Below are 18,710 nucleotides of genomic sequence, written 5' to 3'. Positions count from 1 at the left end.
TGTGCTCCTTTCCTCAGCATAAACAGGGTGTCAAATTTTGATGCCGACAGCCTCTTGAATGTAACGGGAAATCGTATCGCTGATTTTTGACGTCGCATGACGGTCGGGAATTTCAACGATCAGCGGGCGTTTCCGATTCAGTTTCAAATCAAATACGAGTTCCGGACATAAATGGATGAGCTTTTGCGTCATCAAAACGATGCCGATTTCGGGATCGGAAAATGCGCGGTGAAGCGCTTCTTCGACCTCATGTGCTTCGTGCACCACGACACCTTCGGCACCGGTCAAACGCATTCCGTTTTGGGTATCCTTGTTGTCGCTGATGACAAAAAACTTCATGAACGGATCGTCCTTTCTCTTTATGCGTTTAAAAATTACAGTCTGTTGAGGATGAGGATGGAGATGAGCAAGCCGTAGATTGCAACACCTTCACCGAGCACGACGAAGATCATTGCTTTACCGAACGATTTCGGATCTTCGCTGACAGCGCCGATTGCAGCCGGTGCAGCAGCAGCAACTGCGATACCAGCGCCCAAACAGGAAAGACCGGTTACGAGTGCAGCAGCGATGTAGCCCATGCCTGCAGCAGCGCCGGAAACAGCGGCTGCGGTCTCAGCAGAAACCAGGTTGCCGATCGGCAGAACGAATGCCAACACACAGACACCTGCAAAAGCGCAGAGGTTTGCGATAACGGAACGTTTTGCTTTTTTGCCGGTGGTAACGCCGCGGTAAACCGGAACGAGCGGAGCAGCGAGAAGAACGATTGCAGCGAGCGGTGCGAGCAATAAAAATGCGAGATTCATAATAATACCTCCAAAAGTTATTTCAAAAAAATCATATATTGAACAGCAGGGGATTACGCGTTCTGCGTGTAATCGACCACTGCCGGTTCATACGGTTTGCCGTTGCCTTCAAAGTTACGGCTGAAGATTTCGTAAAATTCAAGACGCAGCACCTGGATGCCGACGATCAGGCCCTCAAGGCACATGACAAACAGGTTGCCGATCACAACAACGACCGGGCTTGCGCCTGCGCCGACCATCTCGGCCAGCGACATAACGACTGCCATCATGCCTGCGTGGCTCAAGATAAAGCCGCCGACACGCAAAAACGACATCGAGTTTGACAGATAGCTCAGTACATACTCAAACAGTTCGAAGAAGTTTTCGATGATGAATTCGCCGACGCCGTTCGGGAACGGTTTTCCTTTGTGGAACAGCACAGCGGTGATTGCATGTTTGAAGAAGATGAGCAGAAGCGGCAGGACAAGTACCACAAGAATGTACGGCAGTCCGACGATACCGGTGTTTAAGAGCATCATGTCGCTTACTGCAAACACGGCGCCTAAATAGAACACAAGTCCTGCGATGCCGTTGTGGCCGAACACAGCGCGTTCGTAATCTTTATCGCGGAATCCAAGATAAATGTTGATGCAGATGGACACCGCAATGAGGGTGACACCGATGAAGATCGCGAGCATCAAAAGCATATTTGTTGTGTTCGTGTTGAATACTTCGACCGGTTTTTCATGTAAACCGAACAACGCTTTGTACATCGGATCAAGCAAGTGTTCATAGCCGAATACCGAACCGTATACAAGACCGAAGAATGCACTCGAAAAGCCGATGCGGATCATGATTCTGCCAAGATTCATCTTCTTCCACTTGTAGAAAATGAGGCCGGCAAGCGAAAGCAGTAAGCCTTGTCCCAAATCACCGAACATGATGCCGAACAGAAGCGTGTAAGTGATTGCAACCAGCGAGGTCGGGTCGATGTCCTTATAAGACGGAAGGCTGTACATGTTGACAAACATTTCAAACGGTTTGGTGAACCGGTTGTTCTTAAGCTTCACCGGTGCCGGAACCGAAGGATCTGCGTCATGCGGTTTTGCGACAAACGAAACACTTTCGATTACGTCCATTTCCTTGCGGAACGATTCGCACTGTGCCGCAGGGACAAATCCCACAACATAGAATCGGTTGTTTAATACCGCGACATATTTGCGCATATCGTACACTTTGTGCCAGAATGCTGCCGCACAGTAATGTGCCAAGAATTCATTTTCTGATTTCTTTTTAAGTGCATCAATCTGGTCTTGTACTTCGGCGAGTTTTTTCTTCTCCGATTCGATGACATCGGTCAGGTTTTTGTATGCCTGTTCCGGTGTGCCATGTGCGTAATCCGGGATGTAAATTCGCTCAAAGTAGAGAGAAGCGAAAATATCATCAATTGAACCGGCTTTTGTTGCCGGTGCAAAATAAACACCCCAGTAATATTCCGTATCATGGTCAAACGGGAAGAAGAAAAATTTGCGGTCGTCATAATAAGAAAGCTTCGCAAAGCTGTCTTTTGGAAGACGTCCAAACCGAGATTTTACATATCGGCAGGCAAAAATATCATCGAAGCTTGTGTTCAGGCCCTCGAGGTGCTTTAACTGAATGAGCGCCTGTTCATGCTGGAGAATATTTTCCTTGATCGACCTTTTTTGTTCCGCCAGTTCGGTTGACTGACCTTCAAGACCTTCCACAAATGACGTGACGGTCTCGAGGCTGAACCGGTCAGGATCAAAATCGGTTTCGTGCAAATCGATTTCCAGATCGGAAGCTAAATGCCGGAGCGAAGAAAGCACCGGTGTCCACAGATTTTCGCCTTCTAAGATTTTAAATCCGTGCGAAGGCTCTGTGGTGTGGATCGCTATTTCCGGGTGGAAATAGCCCGAACGCAGACAGACAAGCAGCGTTTGATCCAGATCATCCATGTTTCCAATCAGGTTGATGAGAGACATCTTTTCGATTGCCACGTGTTAACACCACCTTTGATTTCATAATTCTATTGAGACTGTTCGAGCAGAAGCATCTTTTCGATTTCCTCAGGATTGTTCTGATAACGAATGCCTTCGATAATCGTTGTGATGTTGTCAAGCTCGATACGCAAGTGCGTCATCAGTGCGTAAAACGCAACCGGCGCGCCTGCAGGAAAACGAATCAATCGTCTGCTTTGAGTAAACAGCAGGTTTTTTGTATATTCTTCAATATAAGAGAATGAAGAAGCTGTCTGGGCAGAGGGATATCCGTTTTGCGAAAGCAGCGTCAAAAACGCATCGCCGGAAGGTGCTTCTAACAGCACGTTCATGCGGCGTTTGGAGAGCTTATACGAAAACGGAAGAATCAAATTGCAAATTTCCTGCGGTGTTTTGCGGAAATAGACCTTCAAACGATAAATCAGCGAAATATTTGCAAGTTCGATTTCCGATAAAATGAGATCGGTGAGCTGTTTTCTTGTTTTGCCGCGGTATTGTTCTTTGACCAGAGAGAGCATGTGTGCGTAATAATACGTTTTTAAATCGTGCTCACAGCGCATCAGATCGATCTCTCCGTTTTTGGCATCGTGACGTTTTAACACCTTGGCATAAGGGGTATTCGACAAGATGTCAAGCATGTCCGAAAAGGAACGGATTTTTGAAAGCGACAAAAAGTCAAAGGATGCATGATCTTTCAAATAAGCAGGCAGAGAAAACAGCAACAGTTCCTGCTTATTTGCGTTTAACATCATAATCGCAGAGAGAATCACGCTGATTTCCGCATCCGCCACGGCATATCGGTAAAAACTGTTTTTTCCCGAAAAATCATACCGGCAAAGCCGCAGATAACAATTAAGCCGCGCGCGATGAAGCAAAATCTCAAGCTGACCGCGGTGAATCTGTGTTTCGTTGATCCCCGAAAATTCCGATTGATACGCGGTGTTGTTTTTTAAGTACGCTGCCACTTCCGCCACAGATCGCTGTCTAAGCAGTTCCTTGTAGTTTGAAAGGGTCAGCCGTTTTCCGTAAATTGCACGTGCTTTTGCTGCAATTACATTTCCGGAAAGAGAATTGAGCATAGGAAAAATCTCCTCTTCATTGGATTACGCGCTGAAACAAGTCTTCGATGACAGCATCTTTTTGAGATTCATACCGTTTGACAAGGTCCGAAACGGCTTCGTCATGACGGCGCAGAATCTCATGCTGTGTCTGCTGTGCCTTTTTCGACTCTTCCTGCTGCGTTTTTTCCAATGTTTCGTCAATCACTTTACGTTTTTGCTCAGTCAGTGCACGCGTCGTTTGTTCAATTTCACGCTCACATACGTCTTTGTAGGAAGCCGCTTCGTCCAAACGTTTTTGTGCGTCGGAATCAATGGCGATAATCTGTTCAATAATGGTTGCCAAAAAAACTCCCTCCTTTTTAAAAAGGTAAGATAATTTGCCGAAAACTTCATTTTTACGGCAAAAAACGATGATGTGTACATATATAGAATATGAACACGCCACCGTTTTCTTAATCATATTCTAATTATATGAACATTTCAAACAAAAGTTTAAATATATAAACTTATTCACAAATTAGTTTTTAAGGCTTTGCAGCGGTGCAGGGATCTGTCCGCCGCGGTTTATAAACTTCGAAGAGCCAAAGGTGTTGAGTTTCATGACAGGGCCGCTGCCGAACAGTCCGCCGAACGAAAGCTCATCGCCTACATCGCATCCGATTGCCGGAATGATTCGGACTGCCGTTGTTTTGAAGTTCACCATGCCGATTGCAGCCTCGTCTGCGATGATTGCAGCGATTGTATCGGCAGGGGTGTCGCCCGGCACACAGATCATATCAAGACCGACCGAGCAGACTGCTGTCATTGCTTCGAGTTTTTCAATGCACAGCGAACCGGATTTTGCCGCGTCGATCATGCCGGCATCTTCAGATACAGGAATGAATGCGCCGGACAGACCGCCGATGCGCGACGATGCCATAACACCGCCTTTTTTGACTGCGTCGTTTAACATTGCAAGCGTTGCAGTGGTACCGTGTGTGCCGCATTTTTCGAGACCGATTTCCTCCAAAATATGAGCAACGGAGTCACCGACTGCCGGTGTTGGTGCGAGCGACAGATCGACGATGCCGAACGGAACGCCCAGACGCTCAGATGCGACAGTTCCGACCAGCTGACCCATACGGGTGATCTTAAACGCTGTCTTTTTGATGACATCGGCAATTTCACTGATGCTTGCGTCCGGATATTTTGCGACAGCCGCACGGACAACACCCGGGCCGGAAACACCGACGTTGATGATGCAGTCCGGCTCGCCGACACCGTGGAATGCGCCCGCCATGAACGGGTTATCCTCCGGTGCGTTGCAGAAGACCACAAGCTTTGCAGCGCCGAAACATTTTTGATCGACGGTGCGTTCTGCCGCTTCACGTACCACTTGACCCATCAGCTTGCAGGCGTCCAGGTTAATGCCTGTTTTTGTGCTGCCGATGTTGACAGATGAGCAGACGCGCGTGGTGCAGGCGAGTGCTTCCGGAATCGAACGGATGAGTGCTTCGTCGCCGTCACTGAATCCTTTTTGTACGAGCGCCGAATAGCCGCCGATTAAGTTGACGCCGACTGCCTCAGCCGCTTTGTCGAGTGTTTTTGCAAACGGGACAGGGCTTTGGTTGCATGCCGCGCTGACAATCGCAATCGGGGTGACGGAAATGCGTTTGTTGATGATCGGGATGCCGTATTCACGTTCGATATCCTCGCCGACTTTGACAAGGTTTTTGGCACAGCGGGTGATTTTCTCATACACCTTTGCGCACGCTTTGTCGATATCGGCATCGATGCAATCCAAGAGCGAAATGCCCATGGTGATTGTACGGATATCAAGGTTTTCGTCCTGAATCATCCGGATCGTTTCCAAAATATCATTTACATTGATCATCGTTTCAAAAAGGCCTCCTTTCAGTTTGTGCGAACACTCAGATCTTGTGCATGGACTGGAACAGATCCTCATGCATCACGCGGATTGAAAGGTTTTGCTCTTTTCCGAGCTCTTCCATCTTCTGCGAGAAAGCGGTGAAATCGGTTTTCATTTTATCGATCTGCGCAAGCATAATCATGGCAAACAAGTCCTGCATGACGGTCTGTGTCACGTCGATGATGTTTGCGTTGTACTCGGCACAGATTGCGCTTACTTTTGCAAGGATACCCACGGTATCCTTTCCGATGACGGTGATAACTGCACGCATAAAAAATCCTCCTGTTTATTTGCTGAATGATTGTCAGCAGAATTATCTTCATTATATCATATCCGCACTGTTTGAGAAACGGGTTTGCTGCCAATCTTTTTTTATAAAAACGCCGAAAAATAGTGCAAATTATGCATGGATATGATATAGTATATTGAAAAAGCATGAAAAGGAGGCGGTCTTTTTTGAAGATTGATACGCATACGCACAGCAAATGGTCGTTTGACGGCGAAGAACCGGTGGAACGCATGGTGCGTTCGGCAGCGGTGGCAGGTATTTCTGTGCTGGCGGTGACTGATCATGCGGAGATCGACTGTTTTGCAGAGCACGATCTTAAAAACAGCATCGCGGGTGCGCAGGCGGAGATTGCAGCATGTCAAAAAGACGCGCCGGTTTCGCTTTTGCGCGGAATTGAGATCGGACAGCCGCTTCAGGATATCGAAAAAGCCGAGCTGCTTCTTTCGGCACATTCGTATGATATGGTGATCGGCTCGATTCACACCGTGACCGGGTACGAGGATTTCTATTTTCTTGATTATGAGAATATGGATGATGATGCGCTCGCATCCCTGCTTTATAAGTATTATGACGAACTGCTTTCGCTTGCGCAGTGGAACCGGTTTGATACACTGGCGCATCCGATCTATCCGTACCGCTATTTTGATATCACAAAACGAAGTGCTGTCTGTGCACCGGAGCGGTTTGACGCCGCGATGGAGCAGGTGTGCCGTACATTGATTCGAAATGAAAAAGCGCTCGAATTAAACACAGCAACGTTTGCCCGCGGCGGGCAGGAACTTTCGCTTTATAAACGGTATCTTTCCATGTACCATGACTGCGGCGGAACGCTCATCACCATCGGAAGCGACGCGCATCGAGCGGCGGATGTGGGCAGATATTTCGACGAAGCGAAAACGCTGTTAAAAGAAATCGGCTTTTCGTCTGCTGCATATTTTAAAAACCGGCAGCCGGTAGTAGCTGCACTTTAATTGAATCGGAAAGACAGGAGGAAATGATTATGAATAAAGTCTTGCGTATTTTGGAGGAAAACGCCCGGTATACAAACGAAGAAATCGCCATGATGACCGGCAAAACGGCGGTAGAGGTGGCTGAGGAAATTGACCGGCTCGAAAAAGACGGAGTCATCCGCGGATATAAAGCCATTGTGGATCGTGACCGGCTGTCGGATGAGATGCCGAATATGGTTTCGGCAATTATTGAGCTGCGTGTCACACCGAAACGCGACGCAGGCTTTGACGAGATCGCCGAAAAAATCGCGCAGTATTCCGAGGTGGAAGATGTCTACCTGATGTCGGGCGGCTATGATTTAGCGCTCACGATCACGGCAAAATCGTTTAAAGATATTGCGCTGTTCGTGTCCCAGCGGCTCGCGACACTCGATTCGGTGCTGTCCACCGCCACGCATTTCATTTTGTCGCGCTATAAAGAAAAAGGCGTCGTGCTGCACACCGGCCAGACGGACGAGAGGGAGGGCAACTGGTTTTGATCGACTATGAATCTTTGCTCTCAAAACGGGTGCAGGCATTAAAGCCTTCAGGCATCCGCAAATTTTTTGATATCGCACAGACGATGGAAGGGGTCGTGTCGCTGGGTGTCGGCGAGCCCGATTTTAAAACACCGTGGGCAGTGCGTGCCGCTGCAATCGAAACGCTCGAGCGCGGACGCACGTCTTATACCGCAAACGCCGGTTTGCTCGAACTGCGAAAAGAAATCTGCAACTATTTAAACCGGCGGTTTTCCCTTTCATATCATCCGACTGACGAAACGGTTATCACAGTAGGCGGTTCGGAGGCAATCGATCTTTGCATCCGCGCACTTATTGAAGAGGGCGACGAGGTGCTCATCGTGGAACCGTGCTTCGTGGCGTACAGCCCGATCGTTGAAATGATGCACGGCGTCCCTGTGCCGATTGAAACGGTGGCGGAGGAGCATTTCCGCTTGACTCCGGAGCGGCTGCGCGCGGCAATCACCGAAAGAACAAAGCTTTTGGTATTCCCGTATCCGAACAATCCGACCGGCGGCGTTATGCACAAAGAGGACTTGGAAGCGATTGCCGAGGTGTTAAGAGAGACAAACATCGTGGTGTTGTCCGATGAGATTTACGCAGAGCTTACGTATGGAAGCCGTCATGTGTCGATCGCGTCGATTCCCGGCATGCGGGAGCGCACAGTCGTCGTCAACGGCTTTTCGAAAGCGTATTCCATGACCGGCTGGCGCTTAGGCTATGCGTGCGGACCGGAGCCGATCATCCAGCAGATGACGAAAATCCACCAGTTTGCCATCATGTGTGCGCCGACAACGAGCCAGTATGCGGCGGTCGAAGCGCTCAGACGGTGCGATGAGGATATCGAAGCGATGGCGGAAGAATATGATATGCGCCGTCGCTATGTGGTGGCAAGCTTTAACCAGATGGGGCTTACCTGTTTTAATCCGGAGGGCGCGTTTTATGCGTTCCCGTGTATTCGTTCGACGGGACTTTCCTCCGATGAATTCTGCGAGCGGCTTCTCTATTCGAAAAAAGTGGCAGTTGTGCCGGGCAACGCGTTCGGCGCAAGCGGCGAAGGATTTGTCCGCGTGTCCTATGCATACTCGCTGCGCCATTTAAAAGAGGCCATGAAGCGGATTGCTGAATTTTTAGAAGAACTGAAGGAGGAGCGCGGTGAGTAAGTTTCCGGCAGTTGGCGTGACACATACGCCTGACTATACGATCGAGCGGGTGTGTTCGGATGTGCGCCGCCATTTTGCGTTTCACAATATCGACAAACAGGTGTTAAATGGCAAACGGGTGCTTATAAAGGCGAATCTTGTGATGAAGCGTACGCCTGAGGAGGCGACAACGACGCATCCAGCTGTGATTGAGGCGATTGTCCGGTGCGCGCAGGAATGCGGCGCAAAGGAGGTCGTAATCGCGGACAGCCCAGGCGGACCGTTTACGGTGGGTGCACTGCGCGGCATCTATGCGTCGTGCGGAATGCAGCAGGCGGCGGAACATACGGGTGCAGTCTTAAACGAGGATGTCACCTCGTTTGAGCGCGAACGGCAGGAGAACGAGCTCGTCCACCGGTTTACGCTCATCCATACGATCAAAGAAGCGGATTTCATCATCGACGCGGTAAAACTTAAAACGCACGGGATGACAATGCTGTCGGGCGCGGTGAAAAACCTGTTCGGCACGATTCCGGGACTGATGAAACCGGAATTTCACTGGCGGTTTCCGAAAAAGGACGTTTTTTCAAATATGCTCGTCGATCTGTGCGAAACGGTGCGTCCTGATCTGGTGATCACCGACGCGATCGTCTGCATGGAGGGCGACGGCCCGTCGGGCGGTGTGCCGAAGCAAGTGGGCATGATTCTGTCCTCGCGTTCGCCGTACGAGCATGATCTGGCGGCGTGTGCGCTGATGGGATTATCGACTGACGAGGTGTTTACCGTTTCCCATGCAATCCGGCGCGGATTGTGCAGTGAAACGATCGATAAGGTCTCCCTTGTGGGTGACCCGCTGATCCGCTGTGCGGACTTTTTGATGCCGAAGTCGAAGAGTATTTCGTTTTCCGATAAGATTCCGAAGGTGTTTTTGCCGGTGGTCGATAAGCTTTTGACCTCGAAGCCGGTGATCCGGAAAAAGGACTGCGTCGGCTGCGGCAAATGCGCCGAGAGCTGTCCTGCCAAGACGATCCGCATTGTCGATCGGAAAGCGAATATCGACTACTCCGCGTGTATCCGGTGCTATTGCTGTCATGAGATGTGTCCGGTGCGCGCGATTGACATTAAACGCATGAAACTGTTTGACTGGTAAAGGAGCCAAGACGCATGAAAACAATCGTTGGGTTTGCGCCGGCAAAGGTGAATTTGTCGCTCGATATTGTCGGGGTGCGGGAAAACGGATATCACGAAATGGATATGGTGATGCAGGCAGTGAGCCTCGGCGATACGATTACGATCGAAACGACCGATACACCCGGAGAAATCCGTTTTGTCTGCGATGCGCCGAACATTCCCTGTGACGAAACAAATCTTGCGGTGAAAGCCGCGCGGCTGTTTTTAAACGAAATGGAGATTCAGACGGGGCTCTGTATTTCTCTTGTGAAACGGATTCCGTCGGGCGCCGGTATGGCAGGCGGCAGTGCGGATGCGGCATGCGTGCTGTTTTTGTTAAACCGGCTGTTTGCGTGCGGGTATTCACTGTCACAGTTATGCGAACTCGGCGTGCGGCTCGGTGCGGATGTACCGTTTTGTCTGTGCGGCGGGACTGCACGTGTGCAGGGCATCGGTGAGCGGATTTCGCCGCTTGCGCCGCTAACTTCGGGATGGATTGCAGGGGTCAAGCCGCCGCTTTCGATTTCCACAAAAGAGGCGTTTGCACAGTTTGATCGCGGCGAGATCACAAAACGTCCCGACACGGCGGCGATGGTGAAAGCGGTCAAAGTACACGATCTGGCTGCGATCGGTGTGCACATGGAAAACGTGTTCGAGCAGACGTGCGAACTACCGGTACTGCATGAAGTGAAAGCACAGCTGTTAAAAAGCGGTGCATGCGGCGCGGTGCTCACAGGGAGCGGGTCGGTCATCTACGGACTGTTCTCCGATGAGGACGCCGCGCATCGTGCGCAGACGGAAATCGCTTCGTATGGGGAATCGTTTGTCTGTCGTCCGATTGACGAAGGACCGACGGTGATAAAAGAAGCAGAATCATTTGAATAAATTGGAAAAGAAACGTCCATACTTTTGTCAGACAAAAGGAAAGGACGTTTTTTCATGGATAAAAAAACACGCGGGTTTGCCGCTTTGTTTGTAGGACTGATTCTCACTTTGTTTCTCTCGTCGGCACAGGCGTTTGCCGACACGTGCGACCCGATCCGGGAAGAGGTACTAAGACTTCATATCCTTGCCGATTCCGACAGCGAGGAAGATCAGCAGGTGAAACTTGCGGTGCGGGATAAGCTTTTATCGCTTCACTTGTTTGATACAGACGGTGTAAACAGCCGGCTCGAGGCGGAACAGGCGGCGCAGGAAAATCTTTTAAACATCAAAGCGGCGGCACAGCAGGAAGTGTATGCACAGGGACATACCGACCAGGTAGAGGCGGAGATTGTGCGGATGTATTTCTCGACGCGTGTGTATGACACTGTGACACTGCCGGCAGGGTATTATGATGCCGTGCGCATTACAATCGGCAGCGGCGAGGGGCATAACTGGTGGTGTGTGCTGTATCCGCAGCTGTGCATTCCGGCGGCATCCGAAAAAGAGGACACGCTTTCGGATGTATTAACCGAAGAGGAAGAAGAAATCGTCACAGAGGACGGCTATGAGGTGAAGTTTTTCTTCGTCGAGCTGTATGAGTCGGTGTGCCGGTTTTTGTTCGGTGAATAATTATAATAAATAAGCGGATGTGATGTCCAATAAACGGGACATCACACCCGTTTTCTTTTTGTGTGGTTTGTGGTAAGATAATCGTAACAGACAAAAAAGGAGAGAGCAATGTGCTCAACATGATCATAGGCCCTGCCAAAAGCGGAAAGACGACGCGGGTACGCGAGGAAGTTAAGACGGCGGCAAAAAACGGGGAACCGGTCTTTTTGATCGTACCCGAGCAGTATACATTTGAAACAGAAAAACAGCTTTACTTGTCGCTCGATGCGTCGCTGATGCAAAAAGTGTGCGTGACGAGCTTTACGCGGGTTTGTTCGCTCATTTTTAAAACATACGGCGGATGTGCCGGGACGTATTCGGATGAGGCGGCGCAGACAGTGCTGATGGCGCAGACGGTGGCGACGCTTCACGACCGGCTTTTAGTGTATGAAAAATCGGCGCGGAACGATTCGTTTGTGCATACCATGTGTGAGACGATGACACTGCTAAAAAACGCGGGCATCGATGCGGATACGCTCAAAATGCGCGCACAGCAGATTGCTGACGAGCGGCTGCGGCAAAAGCTTTTCGAAACGGCGGAGCTATATGCCGTGTATGACGCGCTTTTACAAGAACAGTACGCCGATCCGCTCGACGATCTTTCCCGCGCGGTGAAGCTGTTAAAGACCCATCCGTTTTTTGAAAACAGTGTGGTGTTTTTCGATGAGTTTAAAGGGTTTACGGGTGTGGAGCGTCAGTTTTTATCGTGCGTGATCGCGCAGGCGAAGGAGACGACATTCACCTTTTGCGAGGACGAGACGCGCGCAGGTGACGACAGTGTCTTTTCGCCGGTACACGCGGAGCGGATGCGGATTGTGCGTATGGCAAGAGAAGCAGGCGTTGCCGTACACACGCCGGTGCAGCTTACGGACACACATTATGAGAGCGAAGCGATTGCGCAGATTGAACGGATGCTGTTTTCAGATACGATCGAGCCGCTGTCACACGACACCGGTGATGTGATGATCATGATGTGTGAGGACCGGTACGAGGAGGCGGAGTATGCGGCAGCGGAGATCCACCGGCTTGTACGGCAAGAACACCTGCGCTGGCGCGATATCGCGGTCATCTCGCGCGACGCGTCGCCATACGCCGCCCCGATTGAAATGGCGTTTTCCAAATTATCGATTCCGTATTTTTCCGATCAGACGGTAAGCGCCGCGGATCATGCGATCATCCGCTTTTTGATCGGCGTCATCGAGTGTGCGGCGTACGGTATCAATGCCAAGCGGCTCAATGTCTTGTTAAAATCGGAGCTGTGCGGCGTCGATCAGATGGATGCCGGTATTTTTGAAAATTACACGTTCGTCTGGGATATCCAGCCGGACGAATGGGCACAGCCGTTTTTTGCGAATCCGAGCGGATTCAAAGAATCGATGAGTGAGCAGGAAGCCGAGACGCTCGCCCGTGCCGAATCCGTGCGCAAGCGTTTGGTCGAGCCGCTTCTTTCGTTTATTGACGCGACTGCCGAAACGGACGCACGCACGTTCTGCGAAGAGGTGTTCAAGCTTTTCTGCACGCTCGGGATTCGGGAGTCGATGGAAGCGCGCGTACAGCGGTTTTACGATGCAGGCGACTACGCGCAGGCAAAAGAGGAACAGACGATGTACGAATCAGTACTCCACTTACTCGATACGATTGTACTGATTGTCGGGCAAAAGCCGCTTTCTCCTAAACGCTTTTGCACGCTGCTGTCACTTGCGTCCCGCTCGTTTTCGCACGGCGTACTGCCGCAGACGATCGACAGCGTGACGGTCACAGCCGCCGACCGGTTCCGGTTTGGTGACAAAAAGGTCGTGTTTATTTTAGGCGCGACGCAAAAAGAACTGCCGCGGCTGCCGACAAACGGGACGATTTTTTCAAGCCGTGAATGTGAGCTGATGGCGTCTGTGTCGTTAGAATTAAGCAAAAGCGACGAGGAAATGATGCTCGAGGAGCGGTTTTTGGCATACCGTGCGCTGACTGCACCGTCTGACCGGCTTTATCTGCTGGCACCCTGCCGCGGTGCGGATGATGCGTCGCGCGAGCCGTCGGCGCTTTTGCAGATGGTGTCGCAGATTGCGTGTACGCCGGTGCAGTCGAGTGCGTCGCTGCCTGTACTTTTCTGGTGCGAAAATGCGCAGACCGCGTGGAGCACGCTTGCGCGCCGGTACTGGAGCGACACACCCGAAACAGCGTCGCTGCGGAAAGTACTCAGCAAGCTGCCGGAAACAATGCCGCTCATTGATTCGATGGACCGTATTCTTTCGGATCAGGGATTTCATTTGACAAGCGCCGAGCAGGCGAAAAAGCTGTTCGGCCGGCGGATGTTTTTGTCCCCGACACAGATCGAATCGTTTTACCGCTGTCCGTTTCGCTATTTTCTCGAGTATGGACTTCACGTGCGGCCGCTGCGGCGCGCGTCGCTTGACCCGCTTGAGAGCGGCAGCATGATCCACAGGCTGTTGTATGAGCTTACGCAGACGCTTGACTTTCAAGCGGAATACGACGAGCAGATGATGCGCGCCGCCGCGGATGAGGCGATCAAACGATATATGGAATCGGTGATGGGCGGCCGGTTTGCGAAATCGAAACGGTTTTTGTATCTCTGCCGAAAACTGCGGGAAACGGTGCTGCGATTGCTTGCGCATCTGCATATGCAGTTTGCGGAGGGCGGATTTTTGCCGTGTGCGTATGAATATGAAATCGCGGACGGACAAGAGGTGCCGCCGCTCACCTTATATACAGCGGACAATACCTGCGTGCGTGTGGCGGGCAAGATCGACCGCATCGACCGGTACTACAGCAAAAACGGGAAACAGTATATCCGTGTCGTGGACTATAAAAGCGGGAACAAGCAGTTTAACTTAAACGATGTGCTGGCGGGACTGAATCTGCAGATGCTGTTTTATCTGCACTGTATTGTAAAAAACGGGACAGGTCAGTTTGAAAACGCACTGCCCGCAGGCGTATTATATCTTCACGCAGCCGATCCTGCATCCGATCACGGACACAGCGATCCGATTGAAAAAATCGAACAGGAGCGCAAAAAAAGCTACCGCATGAACGGGCTTTTGTTAAACGATCTTGAGGTGCTCGATGCGATGGATCACGGCTTTTCCGGCGTGTTTATTCCGGTTTCCTGCAAGAAAGACGGGACGTTTACCGCCGATTCCGTGCGCTCGCTCGCGTCGCTTAAAGATCTTGGACATATCGGCAATTATTTAGAAAAGCTTGTCCGGAACATGGCGACGGAGCTTCATCACGGGCAGATTGCGGCAGACCCGATTGAGCAGTCGTGCGATTTTTGCCGGTACCGCAGTGTGTGCGGACGAAGTGAACAAAAGCAGGCGCGTTGCATTGCAAAACAGTCAAACGAAGAGATTATCAAGGAAATGGAGGCATACGATGGCGGCGATTCAAATGACCAAAAATCAGCAGATGGCCGTTGAGGCGAGCGGGTGTCCGCTGCTTGTGTCGGCGGCTGCCGGCAGCGGCAAAACAGCCGTGCTGTCCGAGCGGGCGCTGCGGCTGTTGACAAAGGAACATCCGGTCAGTGCAGACCGGCTCATGATCGTGACGTTTACGACAGCCGCAGCGGAGGAAATGCGCCGCCGAATTGCCGATAAGCTGTCTGACGCGGTGCGCAGTCATCCGAAGGATGCGAACTTAAGACGTCAGCAGATGCTGTTGGCCCGTGCGCAGATCAGTACGATTCATGCGCTGTGCGCGTCGCTTGTGCGCGACCATTTCGCGGAGCTCGGACTGCCCGGAGAAATGCGCATCGGCGACACGGCACGGCTTGACATTTTAAGAAAAGAGGCGGCAGAAGAGGTGATCCTCTCGCACTATGAGGCGGAGGACGCGTCGTTTTTGTCGCTTGTTGAATACTACTGTGCCGACCGCAATGATTCGATTCTCGCCGATTTGATGCTCCGGCTCTATACGTATATCCGGTCGTTTGCGTTTCCGAAGGCATGGCTTTCGGATGCGCTGTCGATGTATGAAGCGGATCTTCGTACAAGCGAATGGGTCAAAGAACTGTGTGTCGGTGTATGCGACAGCGCGTCGTACGCTGTGTTTTTGATGAAAAAGGCGCTTGATGAGATGGCGGGGAGCAATCTTTTCGAAAAATATGCGCCGTCGTTTCAGGATGACCTTGCATATTTTGAATCGGTACATGCGGCGGCAGAGCAGAATGATCTTGACGCGGTTGCCGGACTTTCTTCGTCGCACAAAAAAACAAAGCTTGCACCTGCACGCGCACCGATTGATCCCGACTTTGCCGATCAGATGAAAACGCTTCGGCAGGAGGCGTATAAGGCAGTTGACGGACAGCTTGCGCTGTTGTTTGACACAGAGGAATCGACGTTTCCGCTTGAACGCCACGAAAAGGACCGTCAGATTCTTTTGCCGCAGATCCGCACGCTGTTTTCGCTCACGGAGGAGCTGTATGAAAAGATTGACGAGAAAAAACGCGCGGAGAATCTGCTCGATTTTTCTGATCTTGAGCATTTTTCCGTACAGCTCTTAGCGAGAAAGACAGAAAAAGGCATAGAGCCGACGCCGCTCGCGCTGTCTTTACGGGAAACGGTCGACGAGCTGATGGTGGACGAGTGTCAGGATATCAGCGAAGTACAGGACACGATTTTCCGGATGCTCTCAAAAGACGAGAAAAACCTGTTTATGGTGGGCGACGTCAAGCAAAGCATCTATCGGTTCCGGCAGGCGATGCCGGAGCTGTTTATCACCCGGCGCGAGCGGTATGAACCCTATCCGCCGAAAACCGATACCGGCGCGCTGATTCTGCTTGAGAAAAATTTCAGAAGCCGCGACGTCGTATGTGAGATGACAAACGGAATCTTTTCGCAGATCATGAAAAAGCACACGGCGGAAATCGAATATGACGAATCGGAATATCTGGTGCCGGGCGCTTCGTATTTTGAGCATCCCGAAGCTGTCTGCGAGGTGCTCATCGCGGACGGCACAGAGGACGATGAGGGAGAAACGGTCTCGTCGATGGAGCGGGAAGCCGATATGATCGCAAAAAAAATCCGCGCGCTTTACGAGAGCCGCTATCTGGTAAAGGACGGCGACAGCACGCGGCCCTTGCGGTTTGGTGATATCGCGGTACTGATGCGGTCGCCGCGCAATACGGCTGAGGTGTTTGCAAACGCAATGCGCAAAGCCGGCATTCCATGCCTGAGTACGGCAAACGACGCGTTTTTTACCGCCTATGAGGTGGCGGTCGTGCGTGCGTTTCTGCGTGCGGCGGAGAATCCGCTCGATGATGTGTCGCTCGTTTCGGTGATGCTTTCGCCGATCGGCGGATTTGATGCCGATCAGGTGACGGCGGTGCGTCTGCTTCGTAAGGATGCGCCCTTGTATACGGCGCTGTTCGCGGCGGCGACAGAGGAGGAGAATGTCCGCTGCAAAACGCTGCTCGAGCGGCTTGATCTCATCCGGCAAAAAAGCTTGTCGGACGGGGTGCATGCAGCGGTCTTGGAACTGTATCTGCGCACAGAACTGCCAAAGCTTGTGTATGCGTTCGGCGACGGTGAGAAAAAGGAAGAGAATTTAAAACAATTTCTCCAAATTGCAAAGCAGTTTGAGGAATTTTCATCGGGCGGACTGACGGGATTTTTGCATTATCTCGACCGCGCGGAGGAGAGCGGCGTGACGTTTGACGGAAATAAGACACTGGATGCGCATATTGATTCTGTGCGGATTCTGTCGATCCACGCGTCAAAAGGGCTCGAGTTTCCGATCTGCATTGTGGCGTCATGCGCAAAGCGGTTTTCCGATCAGGACTTGAAGCGCGATTATCAGATGAATGCGTCGCTTGGCTTTTCGATGAAAACGTATGTAAGAAGCGAGCTGCGCGGCTATGTGTCGCTGCCGATGGCGGCCGTTCGATCAAAGAACCGCCGTGAGCTTGTTGCGGAGGAGATGCGGCTGTTCTATGTGGCTTTGACGCGGGCGAAGGAGAAGCTTATTTTCTCAATGTGTGAGAAAAACGCCGCGTCAAAGCTTTCGCGTGCGGCGCTGATGGCGGTGTCCGCGTGTCCGCATGCATATGAAGTCTGCCGTGCCAAAAGCTACAGCGACTGGATTTATTCCGTTTTGCTTCGTCAGCCGCAGAATGTGTTCGGCGATTTGCAGCCGTCCGTTCTTGTGCCGCACACGGACAAGCAGCTGCCGGTTCGTGTGACCATCGACTCAGCGCGCGATACAAACGAGGAAGAAGCACAAACGCATGTGTCTGCGTCGCCGGACGATCAGATGTGCACTTTACTCAAAGAGCGGATTGCGTTTTTGTATCCGGACGCGGTGCTTCCGTCACTGCCGGTAAAGGTGACGGCGACCGAGCTCTCTAAGCGGGAAGCCGATACGATTCGGCTTTCCGAACGGCCGCGCTTTTTGATGGATGCGGGACTTACACCTGCGGAGCGCGGTTCTGCGCTTCATGCGTTTATGCAGTTTGCGGATTATACCGCGGCAGCTTCCGATTTGGAAACGGAGATTGCAAGGCTTTGTGAGAAGCAGTATCTCACGCAGGCGCAGTGTGACGCATTAAACCGCCGGGCAATCGGACGTTTCTTTTCCTCAAAGCTATATGAGCGGATGTGCCATGCGCAGTTTTTAAAACGCGAATATTCTTTTATCTATGAGGTTTCGCCCGAGTTGGTGGCAAAGGAAGCGTATGAGATCAAAGAACCGATTATGCTGCAGGGTATTGCGGACTGTGTGTTCAAAGAGGAAGACGGGATTGTGATTGTCGATTATAAAACCGATTATGTGACGGAGGAGTCTGAACTGCGGGAACGATACGCGATGCAGCTTGCGATTTATAAAGAGGCGATTGCGGCACAGTTTTCGCTTCCGGTCAAGGAATGTTTGCTCTATTCACTTCACCTTGGACGGGCAATCGACGCGTGTAAATAAAAAATAAGAGAAAATTCAAAAAAGTACTTGATTTTTTCGTCTGTCTGCTGTATAATATCTAATCGTTACAGCATGTGCCGGTGTGATGGAATTGGCAGACGTAGTGGACTCAAAATCCACCGGTGGCGACACCGTGCCGGTTCGAGTCCGGCCACCGGCACCATAAGAGGGCACTAAAAAAGATGCCCAAGCGAAAAGCCTTGATTTATCAAGGCTTTTCGGCATTTTCAGGGCAAGTTTTTCAGCATAGATTCTATAGATGCCAAACGGCAAAAATCCTATACTGACAGGACTTGAACCCACAAATAGCAAAAA

Annotated in this window: 15 protein-coding genes and 1 tRNA gene; 9 read left to right on the top strand and 7 right to left on the bottom strand. The window is 51.2% G+C overall.

All coding sequences use genetic code 11. The features are described from left to right. Positions 1 to 30 precede the first annotated feature (30 nt). The 7 genes from H6A12_RS07065 to H6A12_RS07035 all read right to left on the bottom strand — a co-directional run bounded on the left by H6A12_RS07065 (position 31) and on the right by H6A12_RS07035 (position 6,041). Positions 31 to 339: a V-type ATP synthase subunit F gene (locus tag H6A12_RS07065; RefSeq protein WP_204446329.1), complete on the bottom strand. Its 309-nt coding sequence runs from the start codon at positions 337 to 339 to the stop codon at positions 31 to 33. Positions 340 to 374: 35 nt separating this feature from the next. After that, the gene (locus H6A12_RS07060; protein WP_204446326.1) at positions 375 to 803 is read right to left on the bottom strand and encodes an ATP synthase subunit C; all 429 of its coding nucleotides are present in this window, start codon (positions 801 to 803) and stop codon (positions 375 to 377) included. A gap of 53 nt (positions 804 to 856) precedes the next feature. After that, a complete protein-coding gene (locus H6A12_RS07055) occupies positions 857 to 2,800 on the bottom strand; it encodes a V-type ATPase 116kDa subunit family protein (RefSeq protein ID WP_204446324.1) in 1,944 nt (647 codons plus the stop codon). Positions 2,801 to 2,829: 29 nt separating this feature from the next. Further along, positions 2,830 to 3,879, bottom strand: coding sequence for a V0D/AC39 family V-type ATPase subunit (locus H6A12_RS07050; RefSeq protein WP_204446321.1), 1,050 nt, complete (start codon positions 3,877 to 3,879; stop codon positions 2,830 to 2,832). Positions 3,880 to 3,895: 16 nt separating this feature from the next. After that, positions 3,896 to 4,204 (bottom strand): hypothetical protein, encoded by a 309-nt coding sequence (locus tag H6A12_RS07045; RefSeq protein ID WP_204446319.1) that lies wholly within the window; start codon positions 4,202 to 4,204, stop codon positions 3,896 to 3,898. A gap of 174 nt (positions 4,205 to 4,378) precedes the next feature. Then, complete coding sequence (locus tag H6A12_RS07040; RefSeq protein ID WP_204446318.1) at positions 4,379 to 5,734, bottom strand: PFL family protein; 1,356 nt, start codon at positions 5,732 to 5,734, stop codon at positions 4,379 to 4,381. 37 nt (positions 5,735 to 5,771) lie between these two features. Next, positions 5,772 to 6,041, bottom strand: a complete 270-nt coding sequence (locus H6A12_RS07035) for an ACT domain-containing protein (RefSeq protein ID WP_204446314.1) — start codon at positions 6,039 to 6,041, stop codon at positions 5,772 to 5,774. Between the two features lie 185 nt (positions 6,042 to 6,226). On the opposite strand from H6A12_RS07035, the gene H6A12_RS07030 reads away from it, so the two are divergent. The 9 genes from H6A12_RS07030 to H6A12_RS06990 all read left to right on the top strand — a co-directional run bounded on the left by H6A12_RS07030 (position 6,227) and on the right by H6A12_RS06990 (position 18,558). Further along, on the top strand, positions 6,227 to 7,030 hold the full coding sequence (locus H6A12_RS07030) for a histidinol-phosphatase HisJ family protein (protein WP_204446313.1): 804 nt from the start codon (positions 6,227 to 6,229) through the stop codon (positions 7,028 to 7,030). 29 nt (positions 7,031 to 7,059) lie between these two features. Continuing rightward, positions 7,060 to 7,548 (top strand): Lrp/AsnC family transcriptional regulator, encoded by a 489-nt coding sequence (locus H6A12_RS07025; RefSeq protein WP_204446312.1) that lies wholly within the window; start codon positions 7,060 to 7,062, stop codon positions 7,546 to 7,548. Beyond that, on the top strand, positions 7,545 to 8,729 hold the full coding sequence (locus tag H6A12_RS07020) for an aminotransferase class I/II-fold pyridoxal phosphate-dependent enzyme (protein WP_243415354.1): 1,185 nt from the start codon (positions 7,545 to 7,547) through the stop codon (positions 8,727 to 8,729). The genes H6A12_RS07025 and H6A12_RS07020 overlap by 4 nt, the downstream gene beginning before the upstream one ends. Beyond that, positions 8,722 to 9,858, top strand: a complete 1,137-nt coding sequence (locus H6A12_RS13680; RefSeq protein WP_204446311.1) for a DUF362 domain-containing protein — start codon at positions 8,722 to 8,724, stop codon at positions 9,856 to 9,858. The genes H6A12_RS07020 and H6A12_RS13680 overlap by 8 nt, the downstream gene beginning before the upstream one ends. A 14-nt stretch (positions 9,859 to 9,872) precedes the next feature. After that, positions 9,873 to 10,763 carry a 4-(cytidine 5'-diphospho)-2-C-methyl-D-erythritol kinase gene (ispE, locus tag H6A12_RS07010; RefSeq protein ID WP_204446309.1) on the top strand — a complete coding sequence of 297 codons (891 nt, stop codon included), beginning with the start codon at positions 9,873 to 9,875 and terminating at the stop codon, positions 10,761 to 10,763. Between the two features lie 54 nt (positions 10,764 to 10,817). Beyond that, positions 10,818 to 11,432 (top strand): stage II sporulation protein R, encoded by a 615-nt coding sequence (locus H6A12_RS07005; RefSeq protein ID WP_204446307.1) that lies wholly within the window; start codon positions 10,818 to 10,820, stop codon positions 11,430 to 11,432. 119 nt (positions 11,433 to 11,551) lie between these two features. Continuing rightward, entirely contained in the window at positions 11,552 to 14,902 is a 3,351-nt protein-coding gene (locus H6A12_RS07000) for a PD-(D/E)XK nuclease family protein (RefSeq protein WP_243415369.1), read from the top strand. Further along, positions 14,859 to 18,395, top strand: coding sequence for a helicase-exonuclease AddAB subunit AddA (gene addA / locus H6A12_RS06995; protein WP_204446303.1), 3,537 nt, complete (start codon positions 14,859 to 14,861; stop codon positions 18,393 to 18,395). The genes H6A12_RS07000 and addA overlap by 44 nt, the downstream gene beginning before the upstream one ends. A 76-nt stretch (positions 18,396 to 18,471) precedes the next feature. Then, positions 18,472 to 18,558, top strand: a tRNA-Leu gene (locus tag H6A12_RS06990). Positions 18,559 to 18,710: the final 152 nt, after the last annotated feature.

The organism is Merdimmobilis hominis (assembly GCF_016901855.1).
In the GTDB taxonomy this organism is placed as follows: Bacteria; Bacillota; Clostridia; order Oscillospirales; family Ruminococcaceae; genus Paludihabitans.
This window is presented reverse-complemented; position numbering and strand designations above follow the sequence as displayed.